Annotated in this window: 8 protein-coding genes; all 8 read left to right on the forward strand. The window is 70.8% G+C overall.

Annotated features, from left to right (window positions below):
• The first annotated feature begins 36 nt into the window (after positions 1–36).
• Complete coding sequence (recC, locus tag Q9R27_RS11230; RefSeq protein ID WP_311252466.1) at positions 37–3,390, forward strand: exodeoxyribonuclease V subunit gamma; 3,354 nt, start codon at positions 37–39, stop codon at positions 3,388–3,390.
• A complete protein-coding gene (locus tag Q9R27_RS11235; RefSeq protein WP_311252467.1) occupies positions 3,387–6,725 on the forward strand; it encodes a UvrD-helicase domain-containing protein in 3,339 nt (1,112 codons plus the stop codon). Before recC ends, Q9R27_RS11235 begins: the two co-directional genes overlap by 4 nt.
• Positions 6,722–8,512, forward strand: a complete 1,791-nt coding sequence (gene recD, locus Q9R27_RS11240) for an exodeoxyribonuclease V subunit alpha (protein ID WP_311252468.1) — start codon at positions 6,722–6,724, stop codon at positions 8,510–8,512. The genes Q9R27_RS11235 and recD overlap by 4 nt, the downstream gene beginning before the upstream one ends.
• Before the next feature lie 69 nt (positions 8,513–8,581).
• Entirely contained in the window at positions 8,582–9,361 is a 780-nt protein-coding gene (locus Q9R27_RS11245) for a hypothetical protein (RefSeq protein ID WP_311252469.1), read from the forward strand.
• Between the two features lie 80 nt (positions 9,362–9,441).
• Positions 9,442–10,164, forward strand: a complete 723-nt coding sequence (locus Q9R27_RS11250; protein WP_311252470.1) for a hypothetical protein — start codon at positions 9,442–9,444, stop codon at positions 10,162–10,164.
• A 5-nt stretch (positions 10,165–10,169) separates the two neighbouring features.
• On the forward strand, positions 10,170–10,946 hold the full coding sequence (locus Q9R27_RS11255) for a hypothetical protein (RefSeq protein WP_311252471.1): 777 nt from the start codon (positions 10,170–10,172) through the stop codon (positions 10,944–10,946).
• A 30-nt stretch (positions 10,947–10,976) separates the two neighbouring features.
• Positions 10,977–12,122, forward strand: coding sequence for an acyl-CoA dehydrogenase family protein (locus tag Q9R27_RS11260; protein WP_311252472.1), 1,146 nt, complete (start codon positions 10,977–10,979; stop codon positions 12,120–12,122).
• Positions 12,123–12,246: 124 nt separating this feature from the next.
• On the forward strand, positions 12,247–12,822 hold the full coding sequence (gene thpR, locus Q9R27_RS11265) for an RNA 2',3'-cyclic phosphodiesterase (RefSeq protein ID WP_311252473.1): 576 nt from the start codon (positions 12,247–12,249) through the stop codon (positions 12,820–12,822).
• Positions 12,823–12,836: the final 14 nt, after the last annotated feature.

The following is a 12,836-nucleotide window of genomic DNA, read 5'->3' on the forward strand; positions in this document are numbered from 1 at the left end:
CCAGCAAGTGTCGTGGCCCCGTGCGAAGGTGTCCCCGTGACCTGGACGATCCATCGGGCCGAGCGCACCGACACGCTCGCCGAGGGCCTGGCCGAGCTCCTGGCCTCTCCCTCGGACGACCCGTTCGCCACGGAGCTGGTGGTCGTGCCTGCCCGCGGCGTCGAGCGCTGGCTCTCCCAGCGCCTCGCCCACCGGTTGGGCACCGCCGACCCGGCGGGCTCCCGCGGTGACGGCGTCTGCGCGGGGGTCGCCTTCCGGTCCCCCCACTCCCTGGTCGCCGAGGTGCTGGGCACCACCGACGAGGACCCGTGGGCCCCCGACGGGTTGGTCTGGCCGCTCCTCGAGTGCATGGACGAGGCGATGGACGAGCCGTGGTTCGCCACCGTCGCCACCCACTTGGGCCACTTCGACACCGGCACCGAGGCCGAACTGCGGCGCGGACGCCGCCATGCCGTGGCCTCACGGATCGCCCGCCTCTTCGCCGGGTACGCCGTGCAACGGCCACAACTGGTCACCGACTGGTCCGATGCCGCCCCGGGCGCTCCGGGTGGGGATTCCGACGGCCGCGGTGGTCGCCTGGACGACGACCTCGCCTGGCAGCCTGAGTTGTGGCGCCGCCTGGTCGAACGCGTCGACGCGCCACCCCCGCAGGCGCGGCTGGCCGCGACGATCGAACGCCTCCACGACTACCCGGAGTCGTTCGACCTGCCGCCCCGCCTCTCCCTCTTCGGGCACACCCGGATCCCGGAGAGCGAGGTCGCCCTGCTCGGTGCTCTGGCCGGGCACCGCGACGTACACCTGTGGTTGCCGCACCCGAGCCCGCAACTGTGGCAGGCGCTGTCCGGTGAACCGGCAGGTGCGGTGGAGCGCGCCCTGGACGACTCGCACCTCCGGGTGACCCACCCGCTGCTGACCACGCTGGGACGCGACGTACGCGAACTGCAACGGCTGCTCGGCGACACCGCCACGACTGAACACCTGGCGCCCACCGGGCCCGATCCGGCCGAGGACGGCGACAACCTGCTCCGCTGGCTCCAGGCAGACCTGCGCGACGACGTCGTCCGCCCCGCCGGGCGCACCCTGGCGCGTGACGACCGGAGCATCCAGGTCCACGCCTGCCACGGCCCGGCCCGCCAGGTCGACGTGCTCCGCGAGAGCCTGCTCGCCCTGCTCGAGGACGACCCGAGCCTCGAACCGCGCGACATCCTGGTGATGTGTCCCGACATCGAGACCTACGCCCCGTTGATCACGGCCGCCTTCGGGCTCGGCGACGTCGACGCCAGCCATCCCGCCCACACCCTCCGGGTCCGCCTGGCCGACCGGGCACTGACCCAGACCAACGGGCTGCTCGCGGTCGCGGCCCGCCTCCTGGACCTGGCCGGTGGCCGCACCACCGCCAGCGACGTGCTCGACCTCGCCCAGGCCGAACCGGTCCGCTCCCGCTTCGGCTTCACCGACGACGACCTGGCCACGATCACCGACTGGGTCTCCGAGGCAGGGATCCGCTGGGGCTTCGACGCCGAACACCGGGAAGTCTTCGGCCTGGACGGGTTCGTGCAGAACACCTGGCAGTTCGGCATCGACCGGATCCTCACCGGTGTCGCCGTCTCCGCAGACGCGCAGGCCTGGTTCGGCCCGACCCTGCCGCTGGACGACGTCAGCAGCAACGGGGTGGGCCTGGCCGGACGCCTCGCCGAGTATGTCGCCCGCCTGCGCGCCGCCGTGGATGGTCTGGTCGGGGTCAAGACGCTCACGGAGTGGATCGAGGCACTCCTGGCCGGCACCGCGTCGCTGACTCGGGTCGGCCGTGACGACGCCTGGCAGGGCGGCCAGATGCAGCGTGAACTCACCGCAGTGCTCCGCGACGCCGGCGAGCGCGGTACGACGCGGATGCGGCTGCCCGACGTACGTTCGCTGCTGGGACGCCACCTGGCCGGGCGCCCCACCCGCGCCAACTTCCGCACCGGCACCCTCACCGTGTGCACCATGGTCCCGATGCGCTCGGTGCCGCACCGCGTGGTCTGCCTGCTCGGCCTCGACGACGGGGTCTTCCCCCGGTTCGGCCTGGCCGACGGTGACGACGTTCTGGCCCGGCGCCGCTTCACCGGGGAGCGCGACGTACGCAGCGAGGACCGGCAACTCCTCCTCGACGCCGTGCTCGCCGCCACCGAGCACCTGGTGATCACCTATACCGGCGCCGATGAGCACACCGGCCAGCCGCGGCCACCCGCGGTGCCGCTGGGGGAACTGCTGGACGCACTCGACCGCACCGTCGAACAGGTCGCCGTGCCGCCGAGCAGCGATCCGGACGAGGTGGTCCTCGCCCGCTCCCGCATCGTCGTCGAGCACCCGCTGCAGCCGTTCGACTCCCGCAACCTGGTGCCGGGACAACTCGGCGGCGGCCCACATCCGTTCACCTTTGACCGGACCGCCCTGGTCGCGGCCCGTGCCGCCGAGGGAGTCCGGCCCGAGTTGCCCGGGTTCCTGGACCAGCCGCTGCGGGTGCCGCTGGACGACGACGTCGGGCTCGACGACCTGCTCCGCTTCGCCCGCCACCCGGTCAAGGGGTTCTTCCAGGCCCTCGACGTCACCCTGCCCTGGGAGGCGGACCCGGTCGCGGACGCGATGCCGGTGGACATCGACGCACTGGAGTCGTGGGCCGTCGGTGACCGGATGTTGCGCGACATGATGGCCGGCATCCATCCCGACCAGGCCCGCCAACTCGAATGGCGACGCGGCACCCTGCCGCCGGGCCACCTCGGCTGGAAGGTGGCCAGCGAGATCAGGGAACAGGCGATGGGCCTGGCGATCGAGGCGCTGACCCACAGCCAGATCCCGGCACGGAGCATCGACATCGACGTGGAACTCCCCGGCGGACGGCACCTCGGCGGCACGGTGCCGCGCGTGCACGGGGACCGGCTGGTCTCGGTCGGCTATTCCCGGATGGGGCCCAAGCAGATGCTCCAGGCCTGGATTCAGTTGCTTGCCCTGAGCGCCGCGGACCCGGACCGCAACTGGACCGCGCTGGTGATCGCCCGCAGGGCGACGGGGAAGCGGCCCCAGACGATGCTGCTCGGCCCGCTCGACGAGCGCGCGCCCGCGCTCCTGGCCGACCTGGTCGACCTGCGTGACGAGGGGCGCCGACGCCCGCTCCCGCTGCCGTTGAAGGCGTCGTACGCCTGGGCCGCTGCCTCCCGCACCGGCGGTGACCCCTGGCGCGAGGCGACCTTCAAGTGGAAGTCGGGCAAGTACGACGGTGAGGACGCAGACCCTGCCCACCAGCGGGTCTGGGGCGCCCATGCGCCGCTGGAGGCACTCCTGCCGGAGCTCGGGGAGCTCGCGACGCGGCTGTGGCATCCGATGCTCGACTCGGAGAAGGCGGGCCAATGACCCAGATGGAACCCTTCGACCTGCTCGGCGACCTGCCCCGGGGCACCACGGTGCTCGAGGCCAGTGCCGGCACCGGCAAGACCTACACCCTCGCGGCACTGGTCACCCGTTACGTCGCCGAGGGCGAGGCCACCCTCGACGAGATGCTGCTGATCACCTTCGGCCGCGCGGCCAGCCGCGAACTGCGCGAACGGGTCCGCGAACAGCTCGTCGCCGCCGAACGTGCCCTGGCCCAACGGATCGACGACCCCACGGCGTACGCCGACGACGCGGGCCTGCTCGGACACCTCATCGCCGGCACCGACGAGGAGGTGGCGCTCCGCCGGCGAAGGCTGCGGGTCGCCCTGGCCGGCTTCGACGCGGCCACCATCGCCACCACCCACCAGTTCTGCCAGTTGGTGCTCCGCTCGCTCGGGGTGGCCGGTGACACCGACGCGGGCGTCACCCTGGTGGATGACCTGGACGACCTGGTCACCGAGGTCGTCGACGACCTCTACCTGGGTCGCCACGGCAAGTCGCCCGAGGATCCGCCACTGTCGCGGGCCGAGGCCCTGGCGATCGTCCGGGCCGCCGCGGCCAACCCCCACACCGCACTGGTGCCGGACGACGCGCCCCCGGGGTCCGTCGCCAGCGCCCGGGTGGAGTTCGCCCGGGCGGCACTGGCCGAACTCGAGACGCGGAAGCGGCGGCTCGGCGTCCTGGGCTACGACGACCTGCTCACCCGCCTCGCACGTGCGCTCGAACCGGAGGATGCGCCCGCCCGTCGCCGGATGGCCGAGCGCTGGCGGATCGTGATGGTCGACGAGTTCCAGGACACCGACCCGGTCCAGTGGCAGGTGCTGGAGCGGGCGTTCGGGGGCCGCTCCACCCTGATCCTGATCGGCGACCCCAAGCAGGCGATCTACGCCTTCCGCGGCGGTGACATCGAGACCTACCTGCAGGCAGCCGCGACCACCACCGACCGGCGCACCCTGGGCACCAACTGGCGCAGTGACAAGGCCCTGGTCGACACCCTGCAGGTGGTCCTCGGCGGCGCCGCGCTCGGCAACGACGAGATCCTGGTCCGCCCCGTCGAAGCCCGCCACACCAAACGCCGCGTGGAGCGCGACACCCACACCGACCCGTTCCGGTTGCGGGTCGCCGGCCGGGCCCGCTTCGGCATCACCGGGACCAAGACGATCCCGATCGGCACGCTGCGGCCCTACATCGCGGCCGACATGGCCGCAGACATCGGCGCCCTGCTCGCCGACCCCAGCGCCCTGTGGTGCAAGCGCCGGGTCCGGGCAGGAGACGTCGCGGTGATCGTGGAGAACCACACCGATGCACGGGTCTGCCGCGAGGCCCTGGCCGCCGCAGGCATCCCGGCGGTCTACACCGGCGACGCAGACATCTTCGCCTCGGAAGCAGCACAGGACTGGCTGGCCCTGCTGCGGGCGATGGACCAACCGCACCGCTCCGGCCTGGTCCGCGCCGCCGCCACGACCATGTTCTTCGGGGAGGACGCCGAGAGCCTGCACACCGGAGGTGACGCCCTCACCGAACGGATCGGGGCCACCCTGCGCACCTGGGCGGACCACCTCCGTGAGCACGGGGCCGCCGCGGTCTTCGAAGCCGCCCAGGCCAACGGCATGGCGCAGCGGGTGCTCGGCTGGCAGGGCGGGGAACGGCGGATGACCGACCTGCGGCACCTGGCCGAGATCCTGCACGAGCGTGCCCACGCGGAGCGGATGGGACTCCCGGGGCTACTGGAGTGGGTGACCCGCGAGTGCAATGGTGACCGCCGCACCGCAGAGCGGAGCCGACGCCTGGACAGTGACGCTGCCGCGGTCCAGATCATGACCGTGTGGGTGAGCAAGGGCCTGCAATATCCCTTCGTCTACCTACCGTTCGGGTTCAACCGCAACGTGCGCGACCCAGACCTGGTCCTCTTCCACCGTGACGGCGTCCGCAGCCTCGACATCGGCGGCAAGCACCACGCAGGATTCAAGGCGAACGCCCTTGCCGGACGCGCCGAGATGGCCGGCGACGACATCCGCCTCACCTACGTCGCCCTGACCAGGGCGCAGGGCCAGGTGGTGGCCTGGTGGGCACCGAGCTGGGACGAGCCCAACGGCGGCATCTCCCGCCTGTTGCGTGGCCGGGCGCCCGGGCAGCAGCGGGTCCCGGACCGGGTGGAGGAGCGCCACGACGAGGCGCAGGTGAAGGCGATCTTCGACGCCTGGGCGGCACGCGGCGGCCCGGTGGTGGAGGTCGCGGAGCCTCCGCGAGCACCGGACCCGGTGTCCGCGGAACCGGCCGGCCCGTTGGGCGTGCGGGCGTTCACCCGCACGGTCGATGCCGAGTGGCGGCGTACGTCGTACTCCGGGCTGGTCCGGGCCTCCGAGCGCCACGGCGCCGGCGTGGCCAGCGAACCCGCCGTCGAGGGCAAGGACGACGAACCCGAGACCGATCCGGCACAACCGGCCGGTGGGCCGCCCGGTGACGAGCCGGACGACGTGATCGCCTCGCCGATGGCCCACCTGCCCGGCGGCGCAGCCTTCGGTTCGCTGGTGCACGCCGTCCTTGAGCATGCCGACCCGGAGGCACCCGACCTGGGCGAGGAACTGATGCGCCACGTGCGCGCCGAGGCCTCCTACTGGCCCGTCCAGGTCGGGGTCGAGGAACTAGCCGAGGGGCTGGTCCCGCTCCACGACACCCCGCTGGGTCCGCTCGCTGATGGGTTGACGCTGCGCCAGGTGCCGCTGCGCGACCGGCTGCGCGAACTCGACTTCGAGATCCCCCTGGCCGGGGGCGACCTGGCCCGGTCCGATCGACCCGTGGTGCTCGCCGAGATGGCTCCACTGCTGGAGGAACACCTGGCCGCCGATGACCCGATGCGCGCCTATGCCGACCGGCTGCGCGACCCGGCCCTGGGCGGTCAGACGCTCCGCGGCTACCTGGCCGGATCGATCGACGTGGTGCTGCGGATCCCCGGCGAGGACGGGTCGCGGTTCGTGGTGGTCGACTACAAGACGAACCGGCTCGGTGTCCCGGAGGTGGACCGGGGGGTCGCCGACTACCTTCCCGACCAGCTCGCCGAGGCGATGCTGCATTCGGACTATCCCCTCCAGGCACTGGTCTACAGCGTGGTCCTCCACCGCTACCTGCGCTGGCGCCTGGCCGGCTATGACCCGCGCCGCCACCTGGGCGGGGTGCTCTACCTCTACCTGCGCGGCATGGCAGGAGCACGGACGCCGGAGGTGGACGGCGTACCGGCGGGGGTCTTCAGCTGGGCCGTGCCGCCGGCACTGGTGGAGGCACTCTCCGACCTGTTCGACGCGAGGAGGCCGCGATGACCGCGATCCCGGCGGAGGTGCCCGACGAGTACGCCGTCGACCAGGTGCTGGGCGCCACCGGCTTGCTCGCCCGGCTCAACCGGGCCGGCGTGGTGGAGGCCGCGGATGTCCACGTGGCGTTGCGTGCCGGCGCCTTGTGCGAGGAGGCTGATGACCACGTGTTGCTCGCGCTGGCCCTGACCGTGCGCGCCCTGCGTGCCGGGTCCACCTGCCTGGACCTCGGCGAGGCGACCGCGGAGCTGGCCGAACTCGAGGCAGACGGGCCCGAGGTGGACCTCGCGGCGTGGCGCGAGCGGATCGCGGCGAGCCCGCTGGCCGGCGAGCCGGCGGTGATCCACGTGGAGGGGGACCTGGTCTTCCTCGACCGCTACTGGCGCGAAGAGGTCCAGGTCTGCCGCGACCTCCTTGCCAGGATGGCCCTGCCCGACGACCCGGTCGACCCCGAGCGCCTGCAGGCTGGCCTGGACCGGCTCTTCCCGACAACCGGGTGGGAGGAACAACGCGCGGCCACCGCGATCGCGGTCAACCAGCGCACCACCGTGCTCACCGGGGGTCCGGGGACCGGGAAGACGTCCTCGGTCGCTGCCGTCCTGGCGGTGCTCGCGGAGCATGTCGCGGCCCAGTCCGGCCGGCCGTTGCGCGCGGCGTTGGCCGCGCCCACCGGCAAGGCAGCAGCCCGGCTCAGCGAATCCGTCTCCGCGACGATGGGCCACTGGCCCGAGGGTGCCGCCGCGGACCGGGAGCGACTTGCCGGGCTGGAGCCGATGACGTTGCACCGGCTGCTGGGCAGCCGCCCCGACACCAGGGCCCGGTTCCGCCACGACCGGAACAACCGGCTCGCGTACGACGTCGTCGTGGTGGACGAGTCGTCGATGCTGTCGCTGACGATGATGGCGCGGCTGCTCGAGGCGCTGCGGCCCGAGACCCGGCTGCTGCTCGTGGGCGATCCGTCCCAACTTGCCTCGATCGATGCCGGTGCGGTGCTCTCCGACCTGGTCGCGGGGCTGGCCGACCGCGACGACGTCGAGATCGCCGCGCTGGAGACCTCCCACCGGTTCGGTCCGCGGATCGGTGCGCTGGCCGAGTCGATCCGTGTCGGGGATTCTGACGCCTGCCTGGCGGCGCTGCGCAGTGGCGCCGATGAGGTCGACTTCGTCGAGGACGACGATGTCGAGGCCGCGCTGCGCGAGCACTTGCTCGAGGGCGCGCTGTCCCTGCGGGCCGCGGCCGCGGTCGGCGACGGGGAGCGGGCCCTGGCCCTCCTCGAGCGGCACCGACTGCTCTGCGCCCACCGCGACGGCAGCCGCGGTGTTGCCTGGTGGAATCGCCTGGTGGAGCGGTGGATCGGTGAGGCGACCGGTGAGCCGATCTGGGACGAGTGGTACGTCGGACGCCCCGTCCTGGTCACCGCGAACGACTATGGCCTCGGCGTCTTCAACGGTGACACCGGAGTGACGGTGCGCCGCGGGGGCGAGTTGCGGGTGCTGATCAGGGCTGCCGGAGCAGGCGGCGCAGTCCGCGACCTGGCGCCGTCGCGACTGACCGACGTCCAGACCATGCACGCGATGACCATCCACAAGTCCCAGGGCAGCCAGGCGCGTGAGGTGACGGTGCTGATGCCGGACGAGGAGTCGCGCCTGCTCACCCGCGAACTCTTCTACACCGCCGTGACCCGCGCCGAGCAGACCGTGCGAGTGGTCGGCAGTGAGGCGGTGCTCCGGGAGGCCCTGGCCCGCAACGTCCGTCGGGCCTCAGGGCTGCGCGAGCGGCTGCGGCGGGTGGTGTGAGGGAACCGATTGCTGGGTAGCCTCGTCGAAGCAATCACGCCCCGATCCTCCCGTGAGAAAGAGCATCCCGTGACCCGTCGCCCCTTGGCCTCCCTCGCCGTCGCTGCCGTGACCCTGCTGGCACTCACCGGGTGCGGCGACAACGGAGGTGCCGTCGCCGGCAAGCCCGCCACCGGGACCGGCAGCACCAGCGGGACCACGACCAACGGCGAGAACCCGTTCGAGGGCAAGTCGGACCGCGAGATCCAGCAGTTGATCCTGGACGGCATGGCCGACGTCGACTCGCTGCGCCTGAGCGGCAACATCGTCGACGAGAGCGGGGACAACGTGGCCATGGTCTTCGTCCTCGACCGGGGCGGGAACTGCGACGGCAGCATGACGCTGGGTGGCGCGCGGGCCGACATCAAGAGCGATGGCAGCTTCTCCTACATGCGTGGGGACCGGGCCTTCTGGCTCTCCATCGCCGGCGACCAGCAGGCGGCGGACGCCGTGCTCGCCGCACTCCAGGACCGCTGGGTCCGGATGCCGGCGGACAGCGAGGACGGCTTCAACGACATCTGCGACCTGGACCTCTTCCTGGAGGAGTTCGCGGCGATCGAGGGCTCCTCGCACCTCGAACCCGGTGAGGTGAAGCAGGTGGACGGCCACGAGGCGATCGAACTGGTGGAGGACAACGGTGGCGGGGAGACCACCACGTTGTGGGTCACCGTCGAGGCGCCGCACCGGATCGTCCGGATGAGTTCCCAGGGCGGCGACGAGCCGGGGGAGTTCCAGTTGTCGAAGTACAACGAACCCGTCAACGTCCAGGTGCCCGGTCCGGGTGAGTACGTCGACCAGGATGATCTGTGACCCGGTTCCGAACCGTGGCACGCCGTGTCCCAGCCCGCGATAGGGTGACGTGCACACCGCCGACTGTTGAAAGAGCCACCATGATGCGTCGTACCCTGGCCACCCTTGCCGTCACCGCCCTGCCACTCGGCCTCCTCGCCGGATGTGGCGACGACAGCGCCGACGACCCGTTCGAGGGCAAGTCGCCCGAAGAGGTACAGGCCCTGGTGATCGAGGCGATGCAGGACGTCGAGTCGGTTCGCATGTCGGCGCGGATGACTTCCGACGGTGAGGCACTCTCGCTGGTCGTGGTGCTCGACCGGGATGCCAACTGCGATGGCAGCATCGCAGTGGACGGCGCCAAGGCCGACATCAAGAGCGACGGAGAATGGGCCTACCTCCGCGGGGACGAGGCCTTCTGGGCGGTGTCGACCGGCAGTGAGGCGGCGGCCACCCAATTGATGGCCATGATCGGTGACAAGTGGGTCCGGGGCCCCGCCGCGGACTTCAACGACTTCTGCGACCTGGATGGCTTCCTTGAAGAGTTCAACGAGGACCCGAATGAGGAGGGCGGGTTCGAGATCGGCGACGTCGAGAAGGTCGAGGGCGTCGATGTCGTGAAGTTGACCAAGGACGAGCCCGACGAGGAGACCGGCGACATCACGACCATGTGGGTCGCGGCTGAGGCGCCGCACCGTGTCGTCAAGCTGGTCGCCGAGGGCGGCGACGAACCGGGTGAGGCCACCTTCTCCAAGTACAACGAGGACGTGGACCTTGATCTGCCGGCCGACGACGAGTGGATCGACCTGAACACCCTCGGCTGAAGCTGATGCGCTCCGTGGTGGGCGCGGCAGCGGCGGCGCTGCTGCTCTCCGGCTGCGCCACTTGGTCGGCGTACGACGGGCTCGACCCGCGGGAGCCGGAGCCTCGCGATCCGGGGTCGCGCGAGGAGCTGGTGAAGTTGCCTGCGGACGACATCCTGGACCTGCTCGAGGGGGGCCTCGATGCACTGGAATCGGTCACGATGACGATGACCACGAACGAGGCCGGCGAGGAAGTCCCCGAGAGCATCACCTACGAACTCGCCGCTGACGGGCGTTGCCGGAGCGTGTTGGCCTACCCGGACTTCACGGCCACGACGGTGCTCGATGGCGCGCTGGTATGGATCGCGGCGCCGGAGGAGTTCTACACCCTGGTCGGTTACCCGGACCAGGAGGTGGACCTGATCGTGGAGATGCTCGGCGACCACGAATGGCTGCTCATGGATCGCTCGGCGGTTGCGCCCGAAGACCTCCTCGGACCATGCCCGGGACTCGATGACATCCGCGCGATCATGCTCGAAGACATCGACTTCCTCCGGTCCGAGATCGTCTGGTCACCACGTTTCACGAAGGTGGCAGGGCAAACCGTCCTGCAAATCAGGGCAGCTGATTGGTCGACCGATCTGGAGGTGTATGTCGAACCGGATCCGCCGTACCGGCTCCTGGAGTCACACCAATACGGGGATGAGGAGTTCCACATCGTGTATTCCGACTTCGACGTGGATTTCGAGTGGGAACCTCCCGCCGAGGGTGACTACGCGGACTTCACCGCTCCTCCGATCTGAGCGCACTCGACGGGCGGTTACCCTGTGGCCATGAAGCGCACCATCTTTGACGCAGACCACGAGTCCTTCCGCGCCTCGGTGCGCGAGTTCCTCGAGCGCGAGGTGATCCCCAACGTGGAATCACACGCCGAGAACAAGGCCCTGCCCCGCGAGTTCTGGCTCGCCGCAGGCAAGCAGGGCTTCCTCGGCCTCGAGATCCCCGAGGAGTACGGCGGCTCCGGTGCGGGTGACTACCGGTTCAACACCGTCCTGTTCGAGGAACTCAGCAAGGTCAACGCTGCGCTCGGTTCGTGCGCCGGCATCCACGCCGACATCACCGCGCCGTACCTCGTCGAACTGGGCACCGAGGAGCAGAAGAAGAAGTGGCTCCCCGGCGTCGCCGCCGGCGAGATCCTGCTCGCGATCGGGATGACCGAGCCGTCCGGCGGCTCCGACCTGGCCGCGTTGAAGACCACCGCTGTGCGCGACGGTGACCAGTGGGTGATCAACGGATCCAAGACCTTCATCACCAACGGCTATTCCGCTGACCTGGTGATCACCGCGGTCCGGACCAGCCCGGAGAAGAAGGCGCGCGGCATCACCCTCTTCGCGATTCCCGCCGACGCCCCGGGGTTCAGCCGCGGCCGGAAGCTGGACAAGGTCGGCCAGGACGAGTCCGACACCGCCGAACTCTTCTTCGAGAACGTCCGCCTCGGCGACGACCACATCATCGGCGAACTGGACGGCGGCTTCATCCACATGATGCAGAAGCTGCCGCAGGAGCGGCTGGGCTGCGCCATCTCCAACGTGGCCCACGCCAAGCAGATCCTGATAGAGACGCTGCAATACACCAAGGACCGCCAGGCGTTCGGCCAGTCGATCGGCCAGTTCCAGCACAACAAGTTCCTCCTCGCGGAGCTGTTCACCCAGATCGAGGTCACCGAGGCGTTCATCGACCAGTGCGTCGTCGCCCACGACAAGAGTGAGCTCTCCTCGGTCGACGCGGCCAAGGCGAAGTGGTGGAGCTCGCAGGTGCAGAACGACGTGCTCGACCACTGCGTCCAGCTCCACGGCGGCTATGGCTTCATGAACGAATACCGCGTGGCCCGCGCCTGGCGTGACGCCCGCGTGTCGAAGATCTGGGCGGGCTCGAACGAGATCATGAAGGAGCTCATCGGCCGCGACCTGGGGCTGTGACCCGGTGCCCTTCCCCAGCTGTAACGCGGTGTCCTGGTCGCTTGAGTAGTGCTGTGCGCCCGATTTCCGTCAACAGCACCGCACAAGTGCGCGGGCACGGGTCGCCGATCGGCGGGTGGTGGCGATGAGGGTCTTCGCGGCGATCATTCCGCCCGTCGAGGTGGTGGAGCACCTGGACGTGTTCCTGGAACCCCGACGGGCAGCCGGCCTGGCCCCGTTCCGCTGGTCGGCGCCTGAGCAGTGGCACATCACCTGTGCCTTCATGGCGGAGGTGGAGGAGTGGCGGATCGAGGACCTGCTGGCCCGGCTCGGCGAGGTGGCGTCACGACGTACGCCGTTCGGGTTGGGGTTGGCGGGCGGCGGCGCCTTCCCCGATGCCGACCGGGCGAAGGTCCTCTGGGGCGGGGTCACCGGGGAGACCGAGGCGCTCCAGTCGCTGGCCACCTCGACGCGCAGCGCGGCCAATGCGGCCGGTGCAGCGCCGGACGGAGGCAGGTTCCGCGCCCACCTCACCCTGGGCCGCCTCTCCCGACCTGGGCAGGTGACCAACTGGGTCCGCCTGCTCGATGCGTACGCCGGCCCCACCTGGTCGGCGGAGTCGCTCACCGTGGTTGCCTCCCACCTGGGCGAGGGCCCACGCGGGCGGCCCCGGCACGAGGTGCTGGCCGAACTCCCGCTGCTCGGCGAAACCGGGGCGTAACAGCCGCCGACTAG

This window comes from Nocardioides sp. AE5, from assembly GCF_031844485.1.
Classification (GTDB): Bacteria; Actinomycetota; Actinomycetes; order Propionibacteriales; family Nocardioidaceae; genus Nocardioides.

Excerpts from the sequence above, each read along its gene's own strand:
- Q9R27_RS11235 (WP_311252467.1), top strand. The coding sequence starts at position 3,387 with ATGACCCAGATGGAACCCTTCGACCTGCTCGGCGACCTGCCCCGGGGC.
- recD (WP_311252468.1), top strand. The coding sequence starts at position 6,722 with ATGACCGCGATCCCGGCGGAGGTGCCCGACGAGTACGCCGTCGACCAG.
- Q9R27_RS11250 (WP_311252470.1), top strand. The coding sequence starts at position 9,442 with ATGATGCGTCGTACCCTGGCCACCCTTGCCGTCACCGCCCTGCCACTC.
- Q9R27_RS11255 (WP_311252471.1), top strand. The coding sequence starts at position 10,170 with ATGCGCTCCGTGGTGGGCGCGGCAGCGGCGGCGCTGCTGCTCTCCGGC.
- Q9R27_RS11260 (WP_311252472.1), top strand. The coding sequence starts at position 10,977 with ATGAAGCGCACCATCTTTGACGCAGACCACGAGTCCTTCCGCGCCTCG.
- thpR (WP_311252473.1), top strand. The coding sequence starts at position 12,247 with ATGAGGGTCTTCGCGGCGATCATTCCGCCCGTCGAGGTGGTGGAGCAC.